We start from the raw sequence: 26,122 nt of genomic DNA on the forward strand, positions 1-26,122 counted from the left end.
CTTTGTTAGGAGAAATGTCTTCGATGAAGCATGCGGTATGGGTTGCCACCTGCCTTTATCTGGTCGTCTTCGATGCCAGTGCTGTCCAAATCAAGTATGTGTCGCCGGCACGCGCCTCGCCGCTTGTCCAGGCGGCCCTTCAGGGCAATGATGCTGTTCTCGATGCCTATGCCGAACGTAACCCCTACCCAGTGCTCAAAGCGTTCGCGGCAGCTACGGCTGCGCGTGCCAGGTATGATCTTGTGGCATCCGAGACCAAAGCTGCCGAATGCTACGGATTGGCGAAGTCCTCGCAGCCTGCGGAGATGAATACGCTCATGGCGTGTGGCGAGCTTCATGTCGGGAACGCGCTTTTGGCTGGGCGTTTCAAAGACTGGACGATTGAAGCAGCGCACGCGCGGAGGGATCTATACCCCCTCTTACCAAAGGTGGCGGGTGTTGAACTGCGCGATGCTGCGTTGGAATCGCCCGATGCAGCTGCTTTCGCCCAATGGCCCGCACCGACGTACGATCGGAGCAAGACGGGAGGAATACTGAAAGCTACAGGGCCCGCACTCAGTGGGTTCACAGGGCTAATCTCCGTCAAAGCAAGGGCGAATGGCGTGGAGCTAACACTTCTTGTCGACACGGGAACCCAGATGACCGTGCTCTCACGCGAAGACGCCAAGCGCGTCAACGCCAGACAGAGTTCGGAGACCGTCATGGAGGTCGCGCCCTCTCAGGTGGCCAAAAGCGTCGCAGTGAAGGCAGCCCTCCTGGGGAGCCTGAACCTGGGGGCGTTTCGGGTCGGGGATGCCAACATCGGCGTCTGGGACCAACCATTTTCGGTCCTTGGAATGGACATACTTCGCCAACTCCCCGGGCCGCTTCGCCTTAGTCGCCAAGCGTTGGCGTTCGGCGGGCCGACCTTACCTTCCACCTGCACGGGTCGGATAGCGTTGCACTCTGAGCTGGGTGCGCGGCCTGCTCAAATTTTCCTGACCGGAACGGTGGATGGGATCGCGAAAGAATTCATGGTCGACACTGGAAACAATGGTGGCGTCACGCGCCGAGCGCTGCCCGGCGAGGCGCCCGGGAAATCGATCGATGTGATGTCTGTCGCCGGGCCGACTGAAGTCAAGTCGAGCATCACATCCCAGTCGGTCGGGCTTGGACATACTGCTATGACCGAGCAGGTGCGTGTTGTCACAGGAGACATGGCCGCCGATTACATCTTGGGTGCCGGCGTGCTATCGGCAGAACGAACCCTTTGGCTATCCTTCGATGATCAGCGTGGATGCGTGCTGCCCACGGAGGCAGCCGAGTGAGATTCTCATGGCGGTATGTCATGCCAAGCACCTTATTGGGTGTGGTAGGAGTCGCTCTGGCAGGGTGCGCAGGTTACCAGCCTCTGCCCGATGAATCTGGTCATGTCCACGTTGAATGCGTGGACCTGGAGTCTATGTGCTACGCCGCTGCAGGTCGCGCGTGCCGGGGTCGCTACATCATTTTGGAGCGAGAGCGGACTCCGTGGGGGCCAAGTTTTGAGAAATCGGAGCCGGGGCAGGACCGCGCCTCCATCACCATGGAAGTTCAATGTGAACGTCAACAGGCTGCCCAATAGTTCGGTGCTGTAAATATCGGGTACGGTACTGCGGTCGTTTCGAACCCGGTCAATCTCTAGCGACGTCGACGCCGGAGACCTCCCAAATCTGCCTGCTCTTTGGCTTTTTCTGCGCAAGCAGCGATTTTGCCCTGCATTATCTCACTGGGCCGAGCGGCTAGGGGACGTCCGCCACGACGCCGCTAGGGCAAGAGCGTGTATGTCATGGGGTCTTGGTAAGATACGGTGTGGCGCGCCTCGTGTGAAAAGATACCCGTTCGGACGACGTGTAGGGGCCAGACCTGCCCAGTCTGATGCATACCGGCCCGGTACCGTTCGCAGTCGCCACGGCCGGTTGCCTCGCGGAGATGACAGCCGTAGCATCAGGCACGATGCGAGGGGGGCGCGCCTTGCTGACCTGCCCCCACTGAGCCGTACCATGTGAAGCTGTAAAGTTCGTCAACCACGAGGACGGACATGAAGAAGAGTCGTTTCACCACCGAGCAGATCATTGGCTTCATCAAACAGGCCGACGCCGGCATGGCGGTCTCGGAGCTAGCCCGGCAGCATGGCTTCAGCCCCGCGAGTTTCTACGCCTGGCGGGCCAAGTACGGCGGCATGGAGGCCGAGGACGCCAAGCGACTGAAGGAGTTGGAGTCCGAGAACGGTCGGCTCAAGCGTCTGCTCGCAGAGGCCCATCTGGACATCGAGGCGCTGAAGGTCGGGTTCGGGGTAAAACGCTAGCCGCGCAACGCAAGCGCGAGGCAATCCGGCGCATGTGCGAGCTGACGCCGATCAGCGAGCGCCGGGCTTGCCGCCTTGCGGGGCTGTCCCGCGATGCTTTCCGTCATGAGCCGATACCGACGCCTGCCACGCAGGCGTTGTCGCTGCGACTGGTCGAGCTGGCGCAAGCGCGCCGCCGCTTCGGTTATCGCCGCCTGCACGACCTCTTGAAGCCGGAATTCCCGACAGTGAACCACAAGAAAGTGTATCGCCTGTATCAGGAGGCCAAGCTGTCGGTGCGCCGTCGACGCAAGGCTAAGCGCCCAGTCGGCGAGCGCCAGAAACTGCGCGCATCGTGCCGGCCGAACGAGACCTGGAGCATGGGCTTTGTCTTCGATGCACTAGCCAACGGGCGCCGGATCAAGTGTCTGACCGTGGTCGATGACTTCACTCGTGAGAGCGTGGATATCGCCGTGGATCATGGCATCAGCGGTGCCTACGTCGTACGGCTTCTCGATCGGGCGGCCTGCTTCCGTGGCCATCCATGCGCCGTACGAACCGACAACGGGCCGGAATTCACCAGTCGCGCTTTCATTGCCTGGACGCAGCAGCATGGCATCGAACACATCCTCATCGAACCGGGCTGCCCCACGCAGAACGGCTACATCGAAAGCTTCAACGGCAAGTTCCGCGACGAATGTCTCAACGAGCACTGGTTCACGTCACTGACTCAAGCGCGAGACGTCATCGGAAGCTGGCGTCGGGATTACAACGAGGTTCGGCCCCATAGCAGCTGTGGCCGCATCCCACCATCGAAATTCGCTGCCTATCACCGCGCACAATCGGCCAACAACGCAGTAATCTCCAACCCCGGACTTTCACAGTGATCACTGGTACGGCTGCTGGGGGCAGGTCAGACTCCCTCCAGGTCGCAGCGCGTCTTAACTTGTCTTCATGGAGAAGCGAGCGTCTCGAGCGCTACGTCACATTCGTCAGCAAGCGCGAGCAAGGCCATGCCTCTAACTATTTCCGTGAATTCATTGGTTGCGACGTGACGGCTGACCCGCGCACAGAATCCAAGAAGTTCGTGGCAGTCCTTCAAGAGTTCATCGCCGAGCGAAAGGCTGCCGGTGTTCTCGCTGAAGATGATGGCGTGGCACGACTTCGGCACGTATTCGATCACATCACAAAAGCTGATCGTGGCACGCCTGTTAGCCTAGATGAGATCACCAAGGTGGTGTGGCCGGAGAATGAGGTGGTATTCACTAGCTTCCTAAATGCGCACAACGCGTCGCCGGTCGATCAATTTTATCCGGATACCTGTCGCACAGGGTCTTTTAGTAAGCCAAATGAAGGCCGACGCCACCGCTGGCTTGGCGAATACAGCTCTTCTCATTGCGTCACTGGTATTCCTCATTATCTGCGTCATGATTTTAGTTGGTCATGTTCAGACGATCGGTCAAGTTCCACCGAGTTGACGCTAGATCGCAAGGCAATGAAGGAGCGATTCCCCGGACAGTACAAGCGCGTAAACACCATTTATGATGCCGTTGAGGCCCGCGCGTCATGGGTCGCTCGATATCCATGGGTGCTCGGAGGTGTCCTTCTTTTGGCGACTGCCTTTACCTGCTATGCCTATCTTCAGCTGCCCCCCGTTAGTGCAGGTACAGCTTCCCACGACGTGACACAGCAAGCATCGCACTGAATTAGCAAGCATCGCACTGAATTGCAGATGCGCGGCCCATCGTCTTAGCCCAAGGCAAGCACCTCTAGTCGGAGGTTTTGGCAGGATCTGTACGCCGGAGGTCTTGCATGGCGCCGCGACCTGCAAGCGACTTGCGCGTGTAGTGCGTGACCATTCGTTCTGTTTTCCACCCGCCAGCCTGCTGGATCTGTGTGCTGGTAGCACCGTTCTCAGCAAGGTCGTTTGCCGATCCAATTCGCGCCGAATGCCCACTGATCGCCGCGGCGCCCTCCAGTCCGGCGGCTTTGGCGCGTCGGCGAAAGATGCGAGCCACCTCCTGCGGCAGGAGGGCAGGGGAGGCATCACCTGCGAGCTTGGGGCGACCGCCCACGGGCCGAAAAAGGGCGCCTTCCGTGATGCCGGACGTGGCTTGCCACGCACGGACGCGGACGATCGTCTCCTGGCTTACAAAACGGAAGTCAGGCGACTCGCCGTCCTGGTTGGTTTTGGAAAACGGTACGTGCAACGACCACGTGTTGCGACGACGATTCAAGTGCAGATGCGCTACCTCGATCGCCACCAGTTCGGACTCGCGGCACAGCGTATCCGAAGCGAGCGAGAGCAGGGCAGCATCACGCAGGTCGCGTGGGCTGTCGCCCAACGTGGCGAGGATCGCGGAGACGCCGCCCATGTCGAGTTCGGCCGCCTGTTTGCGCATATGCCCGCCCGTAGTCTTGAGGCGCCGGGTCAGTTTCTTCCATTTCACCGACCAGTCGGGATCCTTGGACGGGCTCGGCAGACCCGCCGCGGCGTGGACCAGGCCCACGGTGTACAGATAGCGATCCACCGTAGCGCGTTTGCGGCCACGATCGATGGCGTCGACCAGAAAGGCTTCCAGCTGCAAAACGGAGGCTGGCAGCGGTGAATTTCCGCTCGTGTCACACCAGACCAGGTACTGCGCCCAGTCCGAACGGACGGCCTTGACTGTCGCCGACGCACTGCCGGCGGCAAAGTCAGTCGACCAGCTCGCCAGGCGGGTCAAGACCTGATCCACCGACGTCGCTAGGGCAGCGCGAGGCTCGCGCACGGTCGCGGATACACCAGGCACCGAGGACAGCGCATCAAGTGTCTGCACGATAGGTAGAGCAGGGTACGTTGACTTAGGCATAGGAAATTGATCGCCAGGCTGGGCCACTGAAAACCATAATAGCGAATAACTGCCATTATTCGCTATTGCTGGAGCAACTTTTTTGGCATATTTTTCAGTAAATTGCAGCAATTGAACGATGACACACCAATCAATTAACGCTTTTGCCGTTAGGAGGCCACACATAGAACGCCAACTGAGCGAGCGCATCGTACGGTTCGTCGGAAACTTGCTTCCACTTTACGACCTGAAGCACCAGGACGGGACGGGGGTAGCGCGCCAGCTTGCCACGGGACTTATTCTCAGGCCGGTGGACGAAAGCGGCGCGGAGGAAGAGCGTGGGCAGATCCAGTTGCAGCATCCGTCCGGTGAAGCATGGGAGGCCGAGGGGCGCATGGTGGCGACCGGGGCGATCCGCGATTACGTGGATCTGATGGGGTTCGGGCTCACTGAAACGAGCCGCCGCGCGGAATTCAGACGAATGTGCGATCACTTCGCGTTCAAGACCGGCACACATGTTTATATCGAGTGGGAGAATGATGCCTCGGACGCACTTGCTCTGGCTGGCCGTGTGGTGCGCGCACTCGGCAAAGACGTCGCCATGAGTGCGTTCAAAAAGCTGCTTGGTCTACCGTGATAGTGCGCTTGGACTGATTGCAGAGGATGTAAGTGTGAATAGGCAACTTTTTTTGCTCATCGAAAGCTATATCGGCGCGGTCGCCCGAGCAGTCGTCCTGTTGCGGAACGCGGGAGTGCCGATGCCGGAGAGCAACGCGCAATGGGCGGCGTCTCGGCTCCCCACAGGGATTGTCCTCAGCGATAACGCTCGTTTCAGGAAGCACGGGTATGGGTGTGAGGTTGAAGGACCCGGCTGGAAGGTGGATTTCGACTTTGGAGATCACGGAGAAATCAACGGTTTCGATAACTGGCGTTTGCGGCGATTCCAAGCGGAGAACGACTTCGCAGCGGTACGTATGTCCATTGAGTCCCTGACGCTTGCGTTCAGCGCTGCATCGGCAGCTGGCGAAATAGTCCGCCCAGGTCACCATCTCTATTACCTAAGGCGGGCGCCTTTATCGCTTCAGTGACATCGAGTCCAGGGTTCTATCCCTCGGTGCAAATGGTTGAGTAGGCGTCTCGCGAGGGCCGTGCCACACACCGCCGGTCGCCGCCTGCCTCGGCGTTACGTGCGTTACACGCCGCTACCAGGCGCCATCAGGGTCAAAGGTTGCCTCTTCACGGGCAAGCTCGATCACCGCATCAGGCACGGTCTCGAAGCGCTCGGCCGCGGTCCTCCCGTCTTCGTTCGGCCCCAATCCCAGTGCCGCATCACTTAGGCGATCGCTGCAGCCGTAGAGCCAAAACGCACGTGACCAACCACCACGATCTGTCGTCGGATCAAGGCCTGGAATGCCACCCAAGGCATCGAGTAACTGTTCCAGCCGGGGACGTATACCCTCACGATCGAACTGAAAGGAGGGAAAAACAAAGTCGGCGTTGCGCTTCGACCACACTGCCAGGAGCCGTCCGTGCTTGTGCTCATCAAGCAGCCATACGCGCGCCTCGTCGGTGTGACGCTTCAACAGCGGGGCGAGCTCCACGGCGGAGGGCCAGCCGGCATCCAGCAATTCGTCGCGCACTGCAACTGCAGCACTGATCGCCGCCTGCTCAGGAGAGATAGACCGGTAGGAAGGCATTCGATTTTCCTCACCCTAGTAAGAAAGCCCAGTGTAAGTCAGATGCCATTAGGAACGGTCGTGCACGGTCATGTGCTGTTTTAAGCAGCCCTCACTTCCTTGGATCCGTGGGACTCATGTGGCTGTGGTCCAACATTCTTGGCTGTCTGCGGGGTCCGGCACAAACTAGTTGAACGCTAGGGGTGGTGGCCCAAATTTGTCCGTGGCATGTGCGCAGACTTATGGCATCGTTGGCCCACACATCACGACCGCATCCAACATGAGTGGCTTCAAAAGCCTGATCTGACTTTCGTAAATTGCCCCAGTGTGCGTTGGGCATCCCAGTGACATTGAGCATCATCGTGTGGTCGTCACAGAAAATTAGGCACTGGCGCCTGGTCGCCACGGAAAGGTAGGCAGCGATTAAGGCGTGGACTGGGCACCCAAACTGCGGTGCCAAGGCATTCTTCAGTGCGCACTACAGGACGGCGAGGACATCTTTAAGGCAGTGGACATCTTTAAGCCTGTGAGGACATTTTTAAGCCGGTCCCGACAGCCAAGCGACAGAAGAGAGCTTTCAAATGCATCCACATATGTGCGCATAATGTATATTATGTCAACATATAAAGATAGCGTACAAGGCGTGCGCCACCCCTGCTATCACCTTTGTTGTCACCTAGCCCTCAAATGAGGCGCCCAGCCTTTAAAAGCGTCGCGACCCATATTTATGTCGGGAAGCTGAAGTTCGGAAGCCGTAAATCAGTAACTTACCGCTCCAGACACAATCGCCCCGATCCACCATGAGTCGGTCACCCTGCGCGTAACTCTGTCGTGGACCGAAATGATGTTGCGAAGGTCCAGTCCCAGCGGGCCGCCAATCGTGTCGCGAACTGACACGAATTCGCCCTTTCTCCGCTTCGCGTCAGGATTACGCGCACTCCCGGCGTTTCGCGCCACATTTTCCAGGCTGGACGTTGGCGCTCCCGCAATTGATTGGAGCACGGCGAGCGACCGCGCAGAAAAGCCGCGGCCACCTTGAACGAGCCTGAGGCCGTGCTCGCCTCCTGCGAGGACACCCTAAAGTGTCGGCGCGACCTCGCGCTGCTCTACTTACGAATTGCCAGTGCCCGCCGCTGCCGCAGCGAAATCGCTGACGCCGATATGGGCGATCTGGGCGTCCCCTCCACGGCAGCTACGTCTACCGCCTCGAGCACAGTAAGACCAACAGAGCGGTGCCACGGCGAGCTCGTACTCCGACAAGCCGCTCTTGGGCCGCGCCCCGAGGCGATCACCGCCCAAGAAGTCGCGTCTCCGAAGCGCGCGTTCAATCCCTTTTCATGCTCAGCACAGCAAAACCCAGCAAAGCGGGGTAACGGCAGCATCGATTCCCGACAAGCCGCTGCTAAGCCGCGCCGCCGATGCGTTAGGCGTCTGACTGGCGACCGCGGCGATCACTGACGGCGCCTCTTCCGGCGAATCTGGCAGAACCGCCGGATCTGGCCGAGCTATCGGTCGATTCTGGCGGACACAGCCTTCCCTCGGGTTTCATCACCGAGGGCGCCCGCCAGCGCGTCGCCCTGCCCGCCCTGGTGGCGCTGACCGATCACCGCTCGGTCGCCGGCGTCACTAGCTAATTTCGCGCGGCCGATGTCGAACTCAACCCCACCGCCAAGCTCTTGGAATCCTGAATTCGCTCGATCGCGCCGCGTGCCCACAACGTGTGACGAACGGGCTTTGCGCTGTGCCCTAACCGGGTCTCGCCGTAAGGTCGCTGTCGGCCACCGTGACGCCGTGACCGGCCCCCATCGATTCGCTGGACGCTCGCACCGCGCCATTTTCGAACATAAGCACTCGATCGGCACTACGGATGGTCTCGGGCCGGTGCGCGATGATCACTCGGGTGATCTTTAGATCAGCGACTGACGCATTGATGAGCGCTTCGGTTGTGACATCGAGGTGGCTGGTCGACTCGTCCAACAGCAGAAACCTTGGTTCGCGATACAGGGCACGGGCCAGCAAAAGCCGCTGCAATTGACCGCCCGACAGGGCTGATCCCATGCTTCCAACGAGACTGTTGTATCCCATCGGCATGGCGATGATGTCGTTGTGCAACTGAGCCAGCCGTGCGGCTGCCTCCACCTTCTCCATGCTGCTGCCGGGATCAAACATCGATATGTTGTCGGCGATCGATCCCGTCAATGCATGATCATCCTGCATCACGACGCCGCACATAGAGCGAAAGCGTGCCTTGCCCAGTTTGCGAAGATCCGCTCCGCCAATGCGGATGATCCCCGCTTCTGCGTCGATCAGGCCTGTGATGAGCCTGAGCAGCGTGCTCTTCCCACAGCCCGACGGCCCGACAATAGCCACTGATTCGCCCGATTTTATTTCAAAACTGCAATTCCGGACCACCCATTTCTCACCCATGCCGTAGCGGTAGGAAACACCTTCCAGCTTGATCGATGCATCGTCGACTTCGCCAAGGTAGGAGCCTTGAAGGTGCCGTTCCGGCTCCGTCATGACGATATCGGCCAGTCGCTCACCCTGGAGGCGAAGCAGCTTTAATTGGATGAGATAGTCGATCAGGCTCATGGCTCGTGAAACGAACTGATCAGCGTAGGCGACGAACGCTACGAGCATGCCGGCCGACAGCTTCCCCGACAACCCCAGCCATCCGCCGATCCAAAGCATAGCGATCCGCTGCAGGCCAGCCGTGGTGGCATTGATCGTGTCAAAGATCAATGACAGCTTTTGCACAGCGATCTGCGTGTTGAGAACGTCGGCCGTGGCATTCAAATAGCGGGCCGTACTGATGGATTGCTGGTTAGCTAGCCTAATTGTTTGGGCGCATCGCACGGATTCGATAAAGCGACTCTGCCGCCTAGCGTCCATGGTGATCTGGCTCAGGTTCGCTTCTCTGAGACTTCGGAAGTAGAGAAGACGAGCACCCGCGTACAGAAGTACAACGAGGAGGGTCAGCAAGGCCATCGGCCAGCTGTAGGCGATGATGACGGCGAGCGTAACGATTGTCATTGCGCCATCGAGTATCCCGCTGACCAGTTGAGTGGTCAGGGTTTGCTGGATGGTGCTGATCGCGGCAAAACGCGACGTGATATCGCCAATATGCCTGCTCAGGAAGTATGGCTGTGGCAGCTTGAGAAGATGTCGGAAGACGTTTCCGGTCCAGCTGAACACGAACTGGCTCCCCACCCACATGAGCGCCCAGGTTCGGACGGCAGCCACCAGCGACTGGGCGCCAAGGACACCAAGGAACGTAAGGCCGAGGAAGACAAGCAGATCGTGATCCTTGTCTGCAAGGACCTGGTCAACGGTGATCTGAAGGTATTGCGGGGCGACTAGGGTAAATACCTCGAGTACCAGAGCAAGACCTAGCAGCGTCCCGACGGCACGCCGCAGCCCGGCGATCTTGCCGGCGAGCTTCCTCATCGACAGGGGTGGAGGCGCAGCTTTGCGCTCGAAGGAAGCGGCGGTCGTGAACTCTACGGCTACACCAGTGAAATGATCGCTTGCCTCGCTTATGGCAATCCGCCGTACACCCGCGGCGGGATCGACGATGTGCAGGTAACCTTTGGCGACTCGCTCCAGAACCACGAAATGGGTGAGGTTCCAATGAAGGATGCAGGGGGTTGCAAGATTCGATACTTCGCTGAGCTCAAGCTTCACCGGGCGCGAGGCCAGGCCAAGCAGCTCGGCACATTGCACGACATCCGCCAGCGTCATGCCCTTGGTGGACACTGCGTAAAGCTTGCGAAGTTCTCCCAGAGCAACGTGGTGGCCGTAGTACCCAGCGACCATCGCCAGGCATGCCAGCCCGCATTCGGCTGCCTCCGTCTGGCGAACGGGGGGAACGCGCCGAATCCAGCTGAAATTCAGCGCTGAGTGATTCCCAAACGCCGAGTGTTCCGGCATCTCGGGCGAGGCATCGCTAAAGTCGTCCATCACACGTCCTCTATCGTTTCGCCATGCCGTATAGGGGCTCGAACACCCACTCGAGCATGCTTCTGCGTTCAACCATGATGTCCGCGTCGAGCGCCATTCCCGAGGTAAGGCCCTTGTCGTGCCCATAGGCCGAGACTGTCTGCCGATCGAGGCTGACGATAACGCGATACATCGGATCGGGGCCTTGCTGGCTGGTAAGCATGGGGGTGTCCTCCTGTCTCATGGCACTCTTACCAATTCGCTGCACCGTCCCTTGGCCGGGCCCAAATTTCTGGTACGCGTAGGCACCGTAGTGAAGAACGACGTGGTCACCCTCGGCGAGGAAGCCGAGCGCGTGGCTTGGAACGAGCAACTCCGCCTGAAGCTGGGCGTTCGTGGGCACGAGCGTTAACAATTCCCGACCCGCGGTCACCGATTGCCCCGGATGGACAAGAAGGTTTGCAACCGTGCCGTTGATCTGGCTTCGGACAATGACGAGCCGGTCGGCCTCGGTTTGTAGATAGACCTGCTTGGCATCCAGTATTTTCCGCTGGAAGTCGCCCCGCTTCTGTTCCGCATCAAGCGGGACCTGTCGCTGTTGCGCCTCGTTCTCCGCAATCTGCTGCGTCACTTGCAAGCGCTCGCGCTGAAGTGAAGATACCTGCCCACGAGCATTGTCCTGCTGCGCTTCCATTTCCTGTAGCTGGACATCGGAGACCACGCCCGAGGCCAGCTTGGTATGGATCTTGTCGAGCAACGCACCCTGGCGTTCACTGGACGCGCGCCAGAGCGCGATCTGATCATCGATCTGCACGAGCTGTCGCTGTAGCGAAGCGTGGTCGGCAGTCAATGCATGCTGTTGATCATTGGCGGACTTGCTCGTGAGCTGGATATCTTCCGCAAGACTGGTCTGCGAAGCCTGAATCGCCGCGCTAATTGATTTGCGGGTATCTCCCGTTGAGGCAGCGGACTCCTCTTGCGTGACCATCAAGAGTGGCGTACCCACGGACACGGTGTCGCCCTCCTGAACCAGCACACGTGTAATGATCCCCGCAGTGGCCGACTCCAGCGGCGCAAGGCCGCCAACGGGGGCAAGCGTTCCCGATACGTGCACCCGTCGCGTGTAGTGCCCCAAGGCGAGCCAGCAGCCAAGCGCGACAATCAGAAGCAGACCGACGCCAGCCAGCGCGCTCGCGCCGACTGGCGTAGTTAGCCGGACCGATCCAAAGGCCGATGCCCGCCTTGCCTTGCTCACCTCGATGCGTAGCAGCTCTCGGCGGTGCTCATCGGTTGTATCCATCTTCCGATTGGTGGGCATTAGCTCACATTCCCTCGCGTCGTCCAGCCAAACCTATGGCTCAATCGCCTTGACGACGACGTGTAGCGCTGTGGGACTTTTCCCCGTTGGTGAAGCGGAGATGAGACCCTGCACAGACACGGACTTGCCCACCATGCGTTCCAGTTGGGACGAAAGCTGAGAGTTGTCCGACGAGAATGACAGGTCGTAAACGTGATAGGCGTTCTCGGAGAAGTGGTCGGGACCGGAGCCTGCGGCGAAATTGATGGGCTTATCCAGGTGGATATAGGTGTACGGGTGCGAGCCCTTGCCCGTCGCGTCCTGAGCCGTTCCCTGCTGAATCGTTGCGTGGAGCCACGGAGACGTCTGCCCCTCCTTCACCAGGACGGCCTGGCTGTCGCTGCTCACAGTGAGCGCCTCGTTCCCGAGGGCGCCAAAGGAGGCGGTGAGGACTAGTGCGGATATCAAGGCGCGAATCATAAATACCTCTGGGAGTCGAAGAAGGCCGGCACCGAGAGGTGCCGGCCAGGGCGTTACATATTGGTGCCACCCTCAGCGTTGGTCACCGCGTCGAGGAACACGTTGAACTCGTCATCACTCATGTTATGAATGGTGTCGTTCTGCGCATCGGCATACCCGTGCGAGGCCATGTACGAGTTGATGTTGTTCGACTCGGTGTTCTGGGCCGACGTGCTGCCGCCGTTGTAGCCGTCGTGCGAAAGGCTGTTGGGCGTGCTGTCGTAGTAATTGCCATCGATCAGATCGCCGAGTGCCTGCCGCCCATCCTGCTCCGACGAGAAGTCGGCGAAGCCATTGGCGGTTTCGCCGGTTGCCCCGTGGGAAGCCGTCCAGCTGTTGTAAACGAGGTTGCCGGGGTTGTTCTCGCCAGCCACCTTCGACGAATAGTTCCGGTCGTATACGGAATGGGTGCCCGTCCGGGTCGGAGTACCGGCTGGGCCGCCGCCACCATCGCCTCCGGAAGACGGCGGCGGATCATTGCCGTTGTTCGGCGGATCGGGGGTGACCACGATTGTGGTCAGCGTCACGTCGCCGCCAGACACGAGGAACAGCTCGGCTGCTGTTAGAGTTCGCATGTATAACTTCCTGGTTGAAATTACGGCCCTCGGTGAGGGCGTTCCGTGGCGTACGCCGCGTTACTGGTGAGGCGGGATGCCAACCGTACCGCCGCCCGGGTTGTCGTTTCCGTCGCCACCGGGTTGCGTGGGATCATTAGGCGGATCCGGGGTCACAACAACGGTGGTAATCGTCGTGTTGCCACCGGAGACAAGAAACAGCTCCGCGCGTGTCAGTTGTCGCATATGTCACTCCATGGTTGGGGGTGCTGCTACTGCCCGGCTGCGATGCGCCATTGCTCCGAAGCCAGGCAATTCCTGAATTACGTCGAGTTCCCTTAGCTGCAGCTCGTGAATGAGCAGGACGGCATTTGCCATCCACCGGCAAATGATCGCAACACGGCCGAAGTACCTCGCCTGGTTGCAGGCGATCTCAAATCCACTCTGGCTAATCGCCATGAGATCTTTGAATGGAATGTAGTTGTCTCGCGCGATGGCAGCGTCGCCAAAGATGAGGAGATTGGCGAGCGCTCTGCTCGTACGCCCGTTTCCATCGGTGAAGGGGTGGATAGTCAGCAGCGCGGTCATGACGATGGCTGCCAGGAAGACAGGCGACCCCGATCTATCCGATTGGACAACACGCCAAAGCCGCTGTAGCTCCTGGTCTACAATATTAGGCGGAAGGTACAGCCAGCGGTTTCCTGCTGGATCATATGATGTACCAACTACAACAGATTCACGAATGTGGTTAGGCGAATCCACGACGGCAGTGGCAAGGCGTTCCAGTGTGCTGCGGAAGTCGCTATATGATCCACGGCAAAGCTCAGCGCCATCGGGTTCCAGCCCCGCCAGCGCGCTACGTTCGCGAGCGACTCGATGTGACACATCCCTGTCTGCGTGATTGGCACGAACCACGAAGCGGGACAGAGGGTGGATCAGGCGATCAAATGGGGCATCGAGCTGCTGGAATGCTTTTGACGTCGACACTCGGCGGACGGTGGTTGAAAGAAGATCGGCCGCGTATCGGCGTAGGACCGGGATGGCATGGTCGGCGCTGCGTACAAGAGATGCGGTTGACGAAGAAAGCGAATCGAAAGTTGCGTAGCGAAAAGGAGGAATCTGACGCGAAGGCATGACTTTCCCTGTCCGCAGAGGTCCCCCTCATGCGGTGCTTGTCGTTAGCGCATCGAGATAAACGTGCGCCAGTTAAATAACTTCAACGGCAACACATTCGGTGGATTTATTGCTCGGTTAGGTGGGGTGTCTTGACCGTCTTTTGCGCAGCAATTCTCAGCGGCAAATGACCGTGCTGCAAGCGCAATAAAAAGACGTTTCTCGTAAGCATGTGCGCCTATTTGAACGGCGCGATTCATTGGGCTTTTCACTCACGAAGCCCATTTGATGCCGTTCAGGCACTTACGAAAATCGTCAGCGCAAGTAGCTGCGGTTTGTAGGGGAAACCCTACAAACGTATGCGGCGCTCACCTACACCATGTCAGAACGCGGTCGCGTGACTGCCCTTTCGTGAACTGGATATTGCCCGTTAATACGCCGGGCAACGTCATGCGAGTGCAACAATTCGCATCTACGAACAAGTCATCGCCGTCACAATGTCAGGATGTAACACCGTCCGATGCCAATGGTGCCGAGGTCGAAGGCGCCACCATCCATCGCCAATCATCGGCAAGCCTCACCGTGGCATGCACGGCCGGGTGCGTTCTTCCGGCGGGAAAGGATCACTCGTGAGGTGGCAAGGTGACGTCTGTGTCGTCATCTGGCTGTGTGCCCAGCGCGTCCGCCGTGCGTTCCGATGCAGGCTGAGGGGTTGCCAGCCGCTTTCCCAAAGCGCGAGCGGCGACCGTGCAGGCGACCCAGTTCCGACTGGTCCACGCGTAGAACGCGGCCAGGACCGCCAATAGGCCAAACGCCTGTCGCTGCTCACGCAAGGTGGTGTCCAGGTGCTCGGCGAGCTTCGGATCCGCAAACCAGCCGCACACTGCTGTGACCTCCGACGCGGATAGGCCGACCTGTCCGGCGAGCACTTGAGTAGAGCTTGTCTCGCAATCGCTGCGGCCGAAATGCGCCTTGCTTGGCCATACGCGCGCATCGCTGGGCGAAAGGTATAGCGTGTGAGCACCGGGCTCCCTCACGTTGACCCAAGCCCTGGGCGCGAAAGTGGCGGTGGTGGAAAGCACCAGCGTAGCCACCGAGGCGGCCAGCACCACGATGGCGACGAGCAGCCAGAAGCCGTGGGGTACCGCCTTGAGCCTCAACGTTTCAACATCGAAATTCTGCCCACACCGTGCGATGTCGGCGACATCTTCATTTTGCGCTTCGGCCCACGCGATCAGACGGTGGGCATTGGCGAGTGTGCGCACTGGCGCTCCGGACATAACGCGGAACTGGATCAGAGCATCACGGCCATTCAGCCAGCGCGCAATGACCGGATCGGTGCGACTGGATTTGCCCTGTACGAGGCGCCAGGCGCGCGATAGCAGCACATGAGTGGAGCCGGCGCGGACACACAGCCATAAGACCAGCGAAACGATCCAGGCGCCATTGACGATTTTCCAAAGCGTGTCGCTGTTGGCAGTCAGCAAGTCGAACATGCAGAGTCCTCAGGGGAAGCCCCATTTGTCGTAAGCTCCGGCCAGAAACTTTAGCGCGCTCAGCCGCTGCCCGTTTCCTGCCGACGCTGGTGCCGCTGGCGGAAGACTTCAACATAGCGGCCGATAAACTCGATCGGCGTGGCACCTAGCAAAGCCTCCGCCGAAATGCATGCGAATCAGAGCCTTATGGTTCGCGTAGCTTGCCGCCATCCTTAGCGACGCACGACACCTCTTCGCGCTGTCCACGGCTCGGCGAGCGGCAGCTAAACCTTCTGTGTCTTGATTGGCCTTCGCCGCTTTGACCTTGCGTCGGGCTTTCATCAGTTGGTGAACCAAGCGCTCGCGCTCGTGCTCACCGAGACCGGGATTGGCAGTTCGCCAGAGTCGTCCTCTTACGACAAGATATCGACCGTCTGGAGTTATCAGAGCATCCATGTCGCCATGGTAGCGAAGTGATTGGGCTCGTTAGCGCGGATCGCAAAATGTTCATGCGCAAGGAGCGGTCCCTTACTCTCCGCGGCGTGTTTGATGCCAAATTTGGCATGAATGATGATGGTCCCGGGCGTGCCCCTGAATTAAATTGGTTTGCGGTAACGGACCACTTTTAAATATTCGCCACCGGGCTGGAGCGAAATCATGTTACACGTAATACTCAAGGCGCTTGAAGCGCATGGTGGACTGGAACGCTGGCAGTCGGTGACCAAGATCACCGCCAATTTCCTCCCGAACGGGCTGGCTTTGAAGCTTCGCGGCCAGGAAGCCTTCGCAGGCAAGCCAACCCGTGTGGCCGTCGACACACGCCGCCAGCACGTAAGCATTGAGCCCTTTATTCATGCCAGCCACATAGGGCTATACACGCCGGGCCGAACGGCCGTTGTTACCGCGGATGGTCGGCTGATCGAGGAGCTTGATGACCCACGTGATAGCTTCCGTCCGGACACCGCATGGTCGCGCACGCAGCTTGTCTATTTTGTTGGCCATGCCGTGTGGACGTACTTCAACCTTCCCTTTCTGCTGGACAGTAGCGAAGTCCGCGTGGAGCCATTGAGCCCGTGGATCGAGGGCGAAGAGACCTGGCAGGTAGTCAAGGTCACCTTTCCTGGCACTATGGCGACTGTCGCTTCGGAGCAGCTGCTGTACTTTGACGAAACAGGCTTGCTTCGTCGGGAGGACTACGCGGTGGAGGTCGCAGGTACGGACCCTGTTGCGCACTATCTTGACCGTTATGAAACCTTCAACGGATTCGCATTCCCGACGCGCCGCCGGATTTACCTGAAGTCGCCGGAAGGCGCTCCTCTGCGCGATATGGTGATCATGTCGGCAGACCTGTCTGACTACACGATCACGTGCGCGTAATAGATGCTACCACCGGCGCGAAGGCTCGCGTGCCAAAGACGAATCAGCAAAAAGATTGCCCGCATCCGCTGGCCGATAGAACGTCTCGGGGTCAAAGTCCGAGCCTCGAGGATCAATGGACGCCCGGCAGCGAGAATCAAGCGAGCGGACGAAGTGGACACCGGGGATAAAGCGTTGACAGACAGCGCAATAGAACATCCGCGACGTAGCGTCCATGCGGTCGCCATGGGCAAACCATCGACGTCTTTCCCGGCCCATCTCCATCCTTAGCTGTCATGACAATGAATCGATCATAACAGCTAAGTATTTTTACCTATGTGAAGACCGGATAGAGCGGTCGCTCCCCTACCCTTGGTCTTCGTCACTATGTTCCTGCTGCGGAGACTCGTCCTTCCGCGGCTTTTTCTCCACGTGCTTGCTTGCTGTGTCGTCGTACTGATGAGGCGTTGTGTCGGCCTCACCCTTTTTTTGTTCATCGTTCATGGCGGTCTCCCGGTGTGATGTATGCGTGACGACCAAGTCACTCCACGCGGTAATGAATGGGTTTGAATCGGAAGTTGTTCGATAGGCCGGCGGAGCACGCTGTGAGCCCGACTACGAGGTCCATCTGGGCCACGAACGCGGTGGAATCGCCCGCCTTGCTCAAGGGCGGCTCCACTGACAGCGTCCCTTTTTGGCCGTCCACCTGCACATTCATGAAGACGTTGAACGCGGTCGGTATGGCGTCAGGCGTGATGCCGTAAGGCTCCAGCGCTTCGGCCAGATTACCGAAGCAGCCCCGATGCGGCTCCGCATGCCCATACAGTTTTGCGAACATTTCCTTCGAACAGGGCGCTAGAAGGAAATCGTGCCGCCCCACGTCGTCGCGCTCGATGGCGAGCATCGCATTGCTGCGGTTCGAGTAAAGGATATCGCCGGTCGTCAGAAGGAACTTGCTTGCGTAGTCCAGCGTACGGCCACTCGAAAGCCATTCAGCGGTGTCTTCCGCGTTGAAGGCTACGAGGTCACTTACTTGCTGGCCTTCGGGATCAATGACAGTCAGCAGCTGGCCTTTTTTCAGGAGAAAAGCAGTGCCACTTTGTGGCCGGATCGTGGATGGCGTCACGCGCGCTCCCTTTCGGGTGAGTGGATTGGAGCGAATGGGCACCGCCATTCACCGGTGATATGCCGTCCGCTGTATTGGATGGCCTCGGAGCTTTCGCCATGGGCTGCGAGCATCGGATTTGCCGAGCCGTTGCGCTCGATGTCTTCCTGGATGATGGCTGCCTTGAGCCGATCGTAGCGCTCGTGCTGGCGGAGGAATTCAAACTGGCTGTGGAGGTTGAAGACCAACGCGGGGTGCGCCAGGCGCCGACCTGGCCGCGACGCACCCGGGTGAAGCCCCACCACGTAGAACGCCTCGCCTCCTATGCTCATGCTGAAAGCCGGGTCATCCGGGTCACTGCTTACCTTGGGATCCCATGCGTGTTTCCGGGCGTCGATTCGCTGGATGCCCTCGAGCCGCGCGAACAGGAGTTTCTCGAAGAGAGGCTCCGGAACCGGATCGGCATCGGTGAAATGGACTACGAGGCTGCGGAACGTTCCCTCGGGCGGGTTGGCCTGCGCGAAGGCTGCAATGCCCTTAGCGAGTATGCCGTCATGCGACGGACACCCCATGGCGTGGGCGAACAAATGGTCGACCTGGTGCCTGCGATTAGCCGTGCGGCCAGCGAAGCAAGGAAACGCATCGCTTTCCAGGAGGGCATTGAATTCGTTTAGTGCTGCGTTGTCTTGGGCTGTCGTCATGGCCCCAGTGTGGGGAGGCGGCAGTGAAACAACGTGCGATGGATGTTGAAGGGCCAGGCCACATAGATGACGGTGTAAACGCCCTGCCCTCACATCATCCCAACATTGCCAGCGGCATGGGAACTCAGCCTGACCCGAGCATTGACGCTACTGCCCGGCTCAGTTCCGCAAGCTGGAACGGCTTTCCTATCATCGTCATGCCATCGTCGAGGAAGTCCGCCGGCCCCACGGCGCCGAACGCATAGCCTGTCATGAACAAGACGCGTAAGCCGGGGCGTGCCTGGCGTGCGATATCGGCAAGCTGGCGTCCGTTGAGTCCTGGCAGGCCTACATCGGTCACGAGCAGGTCTACCCGGGCATGGCCCTGGAGATATTCGAGGGCCGTTTCGGCGGACGACGCGCCATGCACGTCGTAGCCCAGCGAGGCCAGGAGCTCGGTCACCAGGGAACGCACCTGCGGATCATCGTCGACCACGACAATCTGCTGCCCGCTGCCGGTCGCGACGGCTTGTGCCCTCGCCTCCTCGGCTTCCACCGCAGCCACTTGGGCGATGGGTAGATAAAGCCGCACCGTGGTGCCTTCCCCAGGAACCGACCGGATCCGGATATGGCCGCCGGTCTGGTTCACGAAGCCGTAAATCATGGACATGCCCAGGCCCGTGCCCTGGCCTATGGGCTTGGTCGTGAAAAAGGGCTCGAATACTTTCTCGAGGGTCGCCTCATCCATGCCCACGCCGGTGTCGGCCACTGAGAGGACCACGAACATGGTGTCGGTTGCGTTGCTTTCGGCATGGTCTGGCAGGGCCTGGACGGAGGTGTCGACGTGCAACACGCCCCCGTCCGGCATCGCGTCGCGGGCATTGATGGCGAGGTTCAGCAGTGCGCTTTCCAGTTGGTTTGCATCGACCATGGCTGATGGGAGCGGACCGTTGGCCGTCGTCTTCAGCTGGATGCGTTCGCCCAGCGTCCGCCTGAGCAGTTCTTCCATCGACAGGGCAAGCGCCCCGACGTCCACCGGCTTCGGATCCAGGGCCTGGCGCCGGGAGAAGGCGAGCAGGCGCTGCGTCAACCCGGCGGCGCGTTGTGCCGATGAGGTGGCGATGTCGAGCAGCCGCGGGATGCCGGCGGGCTCACCCGTCTCGATTTTTGAGCGCGCAAGCTCGATCGCGGCAAGGATGCCGGTGAGCATGTTGTTGAAGTCATGCGCAATGCCGCCGGTGAGCTGCCCGACCACTTCCATTTTTTGCGCCTGGCGAAGGGCCTCCTCGCTCGCCTGCCGGGCGGCCATCTCCGCGCGCAGTTCCGCCGTTCGCTCGGCGACCCGCGACTCGAGGAGGGCTGCCTCCCTCCGGGTGTATTCCAACGCGACGTTGCGTTCGGTGATGTCGGCTGCAAACACATGGAAGCCGTCGACGGTCCCCGCCGCGCCAAAGCGGGGGATGTAGCGGATCTCCGTGTCGCGTCGGCTCCCATCGGGCCGCGGCCAGCGAATCTCGGAGGTAACCGGCACGCCCGTGAGTACAACCTCGATGTCGGGCTGCCGCGTTGCCCATAGCTCGGGCCCGATGACGTCCTCGATGCGTCGACCTACGATGTCCTGCACCGGTCGGCCCATCCAGGCCTCGTAGGCCAGGTTGACGAAGCGATACACCATGTCGTTGTCTATGAAGGCGATGAGCACGGGGAGCGAGTCGGCAATCAGGCGAAGTTCGGCTTCGCTCGCCCGCAGGGCGGCCTGGCTATGCTCGAGCGCCACCATCTGGTCGCGAATGACAAATTGCTTCGCACGGGCACGTAAGGCACTTTCCACCGCGCTGATCAGCGATGTCGACGAAAGCGGCCGCTCGAGTTCGATGACGTTGATCGCTTCGGGCGGGAGCTCCATGCGTCGTGTGGTGCCGGGTGGTCGCCGGGCGCGCAGCAGCACGAACGGGAGATCCGACCACGCGGCCTGGGCTTTCAAGGCCAGCGACAACTGGGACAGGCCGCCGTTAAGTGCTTCCTCGGTGACGATGACAGCGCCCGCTTCGTTGAAGACTGCGTCGGATAAGGCGCCGAGGCTATCGACGATGTCTGGCGTCATGCCGTGGGAGGCGAGGACGGACGCAATGCTTTGGGCGTCGCGACCGAAGGGGGCGAGGACGCTGACGGGCCTTGATTTAGGCACTACGCTCGTCCAGCAGCTTCACGCTGTCGCCCTCGAACTCCGGCGTGCCGGTGAGCACACCGCGGAAGCGCTCGAGTGGCTCGCCCAGCCGGATCCCCTGGGTGTCGATACGCAGCTCGCGGATGGCGTCCTCGTGCCCGCCACCGCGATTCTTGATCACGCTGATCGCCTTCCTGATACGGCCGCGTGCTTCGAAAAAGCGGAAGAGGACAATGGCGTCTGCGATGTACGAGACATCGATGTTCCCTATCGACATGCTGCCAACCAGCCCGTGCTGTGGATTGACCAGGAAGGTCGTCACCCCCTTCTGGTTGAGGTAACTAAGCACCTCGTGCAGCTGGAGGAGAATCTGCTTTTCCTGTGGCATGGAAGCGATGTAGCCATTAAGGCTGTCGATGACCAGCAGACGGCAGCCTCGCTCCTCGACGGCCTTGCGCACGGTCCACGCAAATTCGCCCGGTGAAATATCGGCGGGGTCGACCTGGGTCAACTCGAGAAGGCCTGAATCGATGTACGGCTGAAGGTCATTGCCAAGCGCCTTCGAGCGTGTGAGCAAGGTCCCGATGCGCTCATCGAACTCGAACACACAGCACCGCTCGCCACGCTCCAGCGCGGCCGTGACGTACTGAAGCGCCACGTTGGTTTTTCCCGCTCCGGCGGGGCCGGTGAGCAGCGTGCTGGTCCCGCGCAAAGGGCCGCCGTAGAGCAGGCCGTCCAAACCCTCGACGCCGCTGGGCACGGGCTCACCGGCAAAGGGGGTGTGGTGCTCGGCGGCGATCAGGCGTGGGTACACCTCGAGACCGCCGGTCACGAGCGCCATGTCGTGGTAGCCAGCGACGAAGTTGACCCCTCGTAGCTTCTGCACCTGCAAGCGTCGGCGGGCGGCTCCAAATTCGAGGGTGAGGCGCTCGAGGGAAATGACGCCGTGGCATAGGCTATGCAGATGGGCATCACGCTCGCCGCCCTCCCCCGTCAGGTCATCGACGAGCAGGACAGTCACGTTCCGGGGCGCGAAAAACTGCTTGAGCGAGAGTACCTGCCTGCGGTACCGCAGTGCATCCTGGGCAAGCAGCCTGAGCTCCGACAGCGAGTCAAAGACCACGCGCGTCGGTTTGATGCGCTCCACCTGTTGCTGGATGAGCTGGATGGTACCGTCGAGTTCTACCTCCCATGGATGCAAGACGGACTGGTGCCGGCCATCGCCCAGCACTTCTTCCGCGGCAGCGAGTTCGAAGAGGTCAATGCCGTCCAGTGTCCAGCCGTGCGACGCGGCAACGTCGCTTAGCTCATCGGCCGTCTCAGAAAGGGTGACGTAGAGGCAGCGTTCGCCAAGGCGCACGCCTTCGCGCAAATACTGGAGCGCCAGTGTCGTCTTGCCGGATCCGGGCTGCCCTTCGAGAAGATAGAGCCGGTTGGCGGGTAATCCCCCTCGCAGGATGGAATCAAGTCCTTCCACACCCGTAGTGCTTCGAGCGAATGGCGTCATGGGCAGCCTTCCTGGGATCCGATATCTGCCCGTGCTCACCCCTCAGGTAGACAGGCCAGCGAAAGCCTGCCTTCACGGATGTCAATAAAGCGTGCAGTACACCCTCATAGGGTTATCTCGCCCTCTTCTTTACCCTCCCACCAAGTGATCCGGCGGGCGTGGACTTTGAGCATGACAATCCCGGGCGTGTCGACGCCCTGCTCGAACCAATGGTCGAGTTCCTTGTGCCAGTGATCCCGCATCAGCTGCTTGTCACGAATCAGCTCGCCACGACCTTCGACCGCGACGAATAGGGGTGGCTTTCCCAAGAGCGATTTGGCGCCGGAAAACGATAGGGCGACAGCTGGATTGGCCTCGATCTCAGCGACAAAATGCGTCGTTTCGTAGCCGAAAAACCAGCTGTCGCCGTCGTACTCCACGTCCCCATTATTGCTCATCGGGCGGCCTGCGATTTCGCCGTTGGCGGCGTGGGTCTGGAGCATGGCGAAATCGATGCTCGCCATGGCCTTGGCCAGATCTTGAAGGGTGCGGTTGGTCATGGCGATCACTTCGCGCTCGGCAGGTTTTGGGCCATTTCAAGGTGGTGCTTCAGTGTCGGCAACGTCTTGGTAGCGAACGCCTTGAGTTCAGCATCCTTACCGCTGGTCGATTCGGTGCTGAACAACTTCACGGCTTTCTGGTGGTCAGCGACCATTTTTTGTTTGAAGGCGGAGTCGAAAGCCACCCCCTTCTTGCTCGCCATCTGGCTCGCCACCTTGGCGTCCGCCGGCATGGGCTCACTCGAGACGGGCATCGACTTGCTCATCGCGATTGCCTTTAGCTCGTCACCCGCCGCGGTGTGGTCGTCCACCATCGTTTTGCCAAACGCCTTGACATCTTCAGAGCCGCCATTCTGCGTGGCCAGGGTGCCAAGTTTGACCTCAGCCAGGCCAGCGGCGCTCGCCGCTTTGACAAACGAGGCATCGGCCTGCCCGTTGTCCGCGGCTGCCGCCGCATGGACGACACCACCACCGGTGGCAAGAACAAAACAGCTGGCAAGAACGGACATTCGGAACGTCGGACGCGTCATGACCTTCTCCCTCGGGTTGGAAGCGCCGGTTTGACAGGTCGCTGATCAAGAGGCTGTCTACGGAGAGTCACGCCCTTGTGCGGCATTCCGGTCAATGGTCCTTGAAGGGTTTCAACGGATCGGTCTTTTCTTCAGTCGCATCCGCCGGCACCGGCTTTCCCGGGGGCTGGTTGGTCTGGTTGGGCTGTTCCGCCTGCGTCCGGCGCGGGGGCTGGTTGCCGGGCTCTCGATGATCATGCGGCGGCTCGGCCGCCGCATTCTGCAGCTGTGATAGATGGGAACGGACGTTCATGGCGTAGTCCCGCTGGTGGAGGGTAAGGCCATTAAGCCGTCCACCGACGTGAGGCTGCCGCACAGGACCAGTAATGAAAATGTCGTCGTCCGCAGATACGACTCTCGTTGCCACCTCTACCGCCGCCGCCGCAAAAAACGCAAGCTCACAAGATTGCCAAGAACCTGGCGGTACATGGGGGCTGGTAGTGCAGGAAGGCGTTCGACAATTCTGTAATGTCGTGCCAGCCCTCGCCCGGATTTTCCCGGCATATCCAGTACTCGCTGTTGTCACCATACGGTTCTAAGACGATGTAAACCCGGCCGTGGTATTTGAATTCAACGCGAACATCATCCGTTGACCCAAATCGGCCACGTAGTTTGACGTCGGTGATGCCTTGTACTGTTCGCGGAATCCGGCCGATTGCTCGGCGTGAAATATAGACGTTCTCTATTTTGAAGGCAGGGGCGCCTGCCTCGGCCGTCAGGAATGGAAAGATTTCCATCGCAATCACCTACTCAGTCGCTCAACGGCATCCTCGCTTCCCATGGACTTGGCGACCATGAACCACCGCTTTGCCCGTCGCTTGTCACCTCGATTCAGATAGCTCATACCGAGGTTGTAGGCGCCCTCCGGCAATCCTTGCGTGATTGCACGCTTGTACCAGTACCGTCCTTTTGCGATGTCACGCCGGACGCCGTCCGCGTCGTCATATATGTTCGCCAGGTTTAGCTGTGCTTCCCGAACGCCAGCCAACGCCGCCTTCAACAGGAGCTGGACTGTTCGACGTCGCTCTCCGGTCTCGTACAAGTCGCACGCTTCCTCAAGCCACGCGCGAGCACGCGATGCCTCTGCTTCGGCGCTCGCGGATGGCTTTCTATTCGACATATACAGCTCCAGCGGCTACGGATGCGATCGAGCGGCGTTTCATTGGTAGCACGGCTACCGCTTGTACCCCGGATTGGAAAGAGCTACTGGGACAGGATTAAGAGCCACCCAATCAACGGCTAACTGGCATAGTCGCTGGGTATCACCAGACTTTCGCTTCACGTCGCCCACGATATCCGTCGCCTCCTGCAGCTCGGAGGCGCCCAGCGGCTTACCGGATGCCAGGTGCTTAAGCAGGGCATCCGCCATGTGGTTGAAGTCCGCATCCCAGTTTATGCCGCCGTTGCCATCAAGCTCATTGGCGATACGACCCGAAATGCGGATGACCTCCCCTTGCACCGTACTGGCCGCGCCACCCGACGGAACAAGCAGCTCCCATAGCTCCTGGTGCCGGTCTCCCCATGTTGTTGCCTTCGCCACGATGGGGGATATCCCGTCATGCATGATTCTGCGCGGGATGGGCGAAACCCCGAACAGGACATAGAGTCTTTCGAGCGCGGCACTTGTCGCATCGACGCTTTCCGGATTGAAGTTACTGCGATGGAACTCAAAATCCGTGCCGATGCGCTCGACAAATCCCCGCATCTCGGGGGTGATCCGGCTGCCTTGCTCGTCTTCCCCCTTAAGCAGTCGCGAAAAAATCGAGCGCAAGCCTGCGGGTTGAATGGGTTGCGAGGCGAGCAGCAGTTGGGCGATTTCGACGATCTGCGGAATCTTGGCGTTGGTGCAACGCTGCAGGGCGAGCGCCAAAGGGCTCAAGCCACTGCGATTGAGTGCGTCGAGACGTGCCCCGCGCTCCAGCAGCGTTCGTGCGGTCTGAACATTCCCTACCGAGGCTGCCTTGTGAAGTGGCGTCTCCCCCCCGCTATCTGTGCAATGCACATCCGCACCGAGCTCAAGCAAGACACCGATCTTTCCGTTCCAATGGCCCGAGCGGCTGTGCAACGGCGTCTCGCCATAGCTATCGGTTGCGGATATGTCGGCGCCCTGACCGACCAACCATCGAGTCACGTCATCGTGGAGCTCGTTGAACGCCAAAGCGGCTCTCTTGGAGTATCCCCCGCGCGCATCCAAGTCACAGGATTCGAATACTGCTTTGATCGCTTCTGAATCACCGGCCTGAAGCAACGCATCAAAGTCCTTCGGTAAGGTTTTCCTTTTGGCCTTTGTCATTCCTTGTGACCCCATTCGCGACGTGTGATTACAACGTCCTTCGGCCGAGCTTAGCAGCCGCACGCGGCATGGCAAACGGGAATTCGCAAGAACTTGCGCGAAATGCTTTGCTGTACCGCGACTTGCATTCGTCCCGACGAATCCGGCACATAGCATAACCAAGCCATATGCGAATTCCGTATTCGTATATTCAAAAG

The 26,122-nt window shown here is 59.9% G+C and carries 25 protein-coding genes and 1 pseudogene; 6 read left to right on the forward strand and 20 right to left on the reverse strand.

What is annotated here, in order from left to right:
• The first annotated feature begins 14 nt into the window (after positions 1 to 14).
• The 3 genes from VI08_RS09565 to VI08_RS21285 all read left to right on the forward strand — a co-directional run bounded on the left by VI08_RS09565 (position 15) and on the right by VI08_RS21285 (position 4,010).
• Entirely contained in the window at positions 15 to 1,307 is a 1,293-nt protein-coding gene (locus VI08_RS09565; protein WP_198148907.1) for a retropepsin-like aspartic protease, read from the forward strand.
• Positions 1,308 to 2,059: 752 nt separating this feature from the next.
• A protein-coding gene (locus tag VI08_RS09575; RefSeq protein ID WP_157006561.1) for an IS3 family transposase occupies positions 2,060 to 3,192 on the forward strand; the annotation gives its coding sequence in 2 pieces (ribosomal slippage) (positions 2,060 to 2,315 and positions 2,315 to 3,192; 1,134 coding nt in all).
• A complete protein-coding gene (locus tag VI08_RS21285) occupies positions 3,189 to 4,010 on the forward strand; it encodes a nucleoid-associated protein (protein WP_198148908.1) in 822 nt (273 codons plus the stop codon). The genes VI08_RS09575 and VI08_RS21285 overlap by 4 nt, the downstream gene beginning before the upstream one ends.
• 64 nt (positions 4,011 to 4,074) lie before the next feature.
• On the opposite strand, the gene VI08_RS09580 is transcribed toward VI08_RS21285, so the two are convergent.
• Entirely contained in the window at positions 4,075 to 5,346 is a 1,272-nt protein-coding gene (locus VI08_RS09580) for a tyrosine-type recombinase/integrase (RefSeq protein ID WP_232309511.1), read from the reverse strand.
• Positions 5,347 to 5,365: 19 nt separating this feature from the next.
• Between VI08_RS09580 and VI08_RS20825 the strand changes: the two genes are divergently transcribed.
• Entirely contained in the window at positions 5,366 to 5,773 is a 408-nt protein-coding gene (locus tag VI08_RS20825; RefSeq protein ID WP_157006564.1) for a hypothetical protein, read from the forward strand.
• Positions 5,774 to 5,807: 34 nt separating this feature from the next.
• Positions 5,808 to 6,224 (forward strand): DUF6896 domain-containing protein, encoded by a 417-nt coding sequence (locus VI08_RS22550; RefSeq protein WP_428992140.1) that lies wholly within the window; start codon positions 5,808 to 5,810, stop codon positions 6,222 to 6,224.
• Positions 6,225 to 6,338: 114 nt separating this feature from the next.
• Here the strand turns inward: VI08_RS22550 and VI08_RS09590 are convergent, their stop codons facing one another.
• The 8 genes and pseudogenes from VI08_RS09590 to VI08_RS22200 form a co-directional block, all read right to left on the reverse strand.
• A complete protein-coding gene (locus tag VI08_RS09590) occupies positions 6,339 to 6,833 on the reverse strand; it encodes a hypothetical protein (RefSeq protein WP_052697803.1) in 495 nt (164 codons plus the stop codon).
• 1,725 nt (positions 6,834 to 8,558) lie between these two features.
• On the reverse strand, positions 8,559 to 10,772 hold the full coding sequence (locus VI08_RS09595) for a peptidase domain-containing ABC transporter (RefSeq protein ID WP_084621415.1): 2,214 nt from the start codon (positions 10,770 to 10,772) through the stop codon (positions 8,559 to 8,561).
• Between the two features lie 10 nt (positions 10,773 to 10,782).
• Positions 10,783 to 12,051, reverse strand: coding sequence for an HlyD family secretion protein (locus VI08_RS09600; protein ID WP_198148909.1), 1,269 nt, complete (start codon positions 12,049 to 12,051; stop codon positions 10,783 to 10,785).
• A 51-nt stretch (positions 12,052 to 12,102) separates the two neighbouring features.
• Complete coding sequence (locus VI08_RS09605) at positions 12,103 to 12,528, reverse strand: hypothetical protein (protein WP_045829346.1); 426 nt, start codon at positions 12,526 to 12,528, stop codon at positions 12,103 to 12,105.
• A 53-nt stretch (positions 12,529 to 12,581) separates the two neighbouring features.
• Positions 12,582 to 13,142, reverse strand: coding sequence for a hypothetical protein (locus VI08_RS21730; protein ID WP_157006570.1), 561 nt, complete (start codon positions 13,140 to 13,142; stop codon positions 12,582 to 12,584).
• A gap of 228 nt (positions 13,143 to 13,370) precedes the next feature.
• Positions 13,371 to 14,255 carry a Fic family protein gene (locus VI08_RS21295; protein ID WP_084621416.1) on the reverse strand — a complete coding sequence of 295 codons (885 nt, stop codon included), beginning with the start codon at positions 14,253 to 14,255 and terminating at the stop codon, positions 13,371 to 13,373.
• A gap of 602 nt (positions 14,256 to 14,857) precedes the next feature.
• Positions 14,858 to 15,730: a DUF6216 family protein gene (locus tag VI08_RS09620; RefSeq protein ID WP_045829349.1), complete on the reverse strand. Its 873-nt coding sequence runs from the start codon at positions 15,728 to 15,730 to the stop codon at positions 14,858 to 14,860.
• A gap of 231 nt (positions 15,731 to 15,961) precedes the next feature.
• Positions 15,962 to 16,165, reverse strand: a pseudogene (locus tag VI08_RS22200) (hypothetical protein); the annotation flags it as partial.
• A gap of 261 nt (positions 16,166 to 16,426) precedes the next feature.
• On the opposite strand from VI08_RS22200, the gene VI08_RS09625 reads away from it, so the two are divergent.
• Positions 16,427 to 17,086: a hypothetical protein gene (locus VI08_RS09625; protein ID WP_157006573.1), complete on the forward strand. Its 660-nt coding sequence runs from the start codon at positions 16,427 to 16,429 to the stop codon at positions 17,084 to 17,086.
• 345 nt (positions 17,087 to 17,431) lie between these two features.
• On the opposite strand, the gene VI08_RS21735 is transcribed toward VI08_RS09625, so the two are convergent.
• From VI08_RS21735 to VI08_RS09665, 11 genes are all read right to left on the reverse strand, one after another.
• Positions 17,432 to 17,569, reverse strand: a complete 138-nt coding sequence (locus tag VI08_RS21735) for a hypothetical protein (RefSeq protein WP_157006577.1) — start codon at positions 17,567 to 17,569, stop codon at positions 17,432 to 17,434.
• A 37-nt stretch (positions 17,570 to 17,606) separates the two neighbouring features.
• Positions 17,607 to 18,191 carry a DUF1989 domain-containing protein gene (locus VI08_RS09630; RefSeq protein ID WP_045829351.1) on the reverse strand — a complete coding sequence of 195 codons (585 nt, stop codon included), beginning with the start codon at positions 18,189 to 18,191 and terminating at the stop codon, positions 17,607 to 17,609.
• Positions 18,188 to 18,871 (reverse strand): guanitoxin biosynthesis heme-dependent pre-guanitoxin N-hydroxylase GntA, encoded by a 684-nt coding sequence (gene gntA / locus VI08_RS09635; RefSeq protein ID WP_045829352.1) that lies wholly within the window; start codon positions 18,869 to 18,871, stop codon positions 18,188 to 18,190. Before gntA ends, VI08_RS09630 begins: the two co-directional genes overlap by 4 nt.
• Positions 18,872 to 18,995: 124 nt before the next feature.
• Positions 18,996 to 21,038 (reverse strand): hybrid sensor histidine kinase/response regulator, encoded by a 2,043-nt coding sequence (locus tag VI08_RS09640; RefSeq protein ID WP_045829353.1) that lies wholly within the window; start codon positions 21,036 to 21,038, stop codon positions 18,996 to 18,998.
• Positions 21,031 to 22,524 (reverse strand): ATPase domain-containing protein, encoded by a 1,494-nt coding sequence (locus VI08_RS09645; protein ID WP_045829354.1) that lies wholly within the window; start codon positions 22,522 to 22,524, stop codon positions 21,031 to 21,033. The genes VI08_RS09640 and VI08_RS09645 overlap by 8 nt, the downstream gene beginning before the upstream one ends.
• A gap of 104 nt (positions 22,525 to 22,628) precedes the next feature.
• Positions 22,629 to 23,063, reverse strand: coding sequence for a pyridoxamine 5'-phosphate oxidase family protein (locus VI08_RS09650; RefSeq protein ID WP_045829401.1), 435 nt, complete (start codon positions 23,061 to 23,063; stop codon positions 22,629 to 22,631).
• A 5-nt stretch (positions 23,064 to 23,068) separates the two neighbouring features.
• Positions 23,069 to 23,593, reverse strand: coding sequence for a DUF4142 domain-containing protein (locus VI08_RS09655; protein WP_045829355.1), 525 nt, complete (start codon positions 23,591 to 23,593; stop codon positions 23,069 to 23,071).
• A 91-nt stretch (positions 23,594 to 23,684) separates the two neighbouring features.
• Positions 23,685 to 23,885, reverse strand: a complete 201-nt coding sequence (locus VI08_RS21740) for a hypothetical protein (RefSeq protein ID WP_157006580.1) — start codon at positions 23,883 to 23,885, stop codon at positions 23,685 to 23,687.
• 145 nt (positions 23,886 to 24,030) lie between these two features.
• Positions 24,031 to 24,369, reverse strand: coding sequence for a hypothetical protein (locus VI08_RS21745; RefSeq protein WP_157006583.1), 339 nt, complete (start codon positions 24,367 to 24,369; stop codon positions 24,031 to 24,033).
• Positions 24,370 to 24,374: 5 nt separating this feature from the next.
• The gene (locus VI08_RS09660) at positions 24,375 to 24,674 is read right to left on the reverse strand and encodes a tetratricopeptide repeat protein (protein WP_198148910.1); all 300 of its coding nucleotides are present in this window, start codon (positions 24,672 to 24,674) and stop codon (positions 24,375 to 24,377) included.
• Between the two features lie 132 nt (positions 24,675 to 24,806).
• A complete protein-coding gene (locus VI08_RS09665) occupies positions 24,807 to 25,925 on the reverse strand; it encodes an ankyrin repeat domain-containing protein (protein WP_045829357.1) in 1,119 nt (372 codons plus the stop codon).
• Positions 25,926 to 26,122: the final 197 nt, after the last annotated feature.

Source organism: Luteibacter yeojuensis (genome assembly GCF_000964085.1).
In the GTDB taxonomy this organism is placed as follows: Bacteria; Pseudomonadota; Gammaproteobacteria; order Xanthomonadales; family Rhodanobacteraceae; genus Luteibacter; species Luteibacter yeojuensis_A.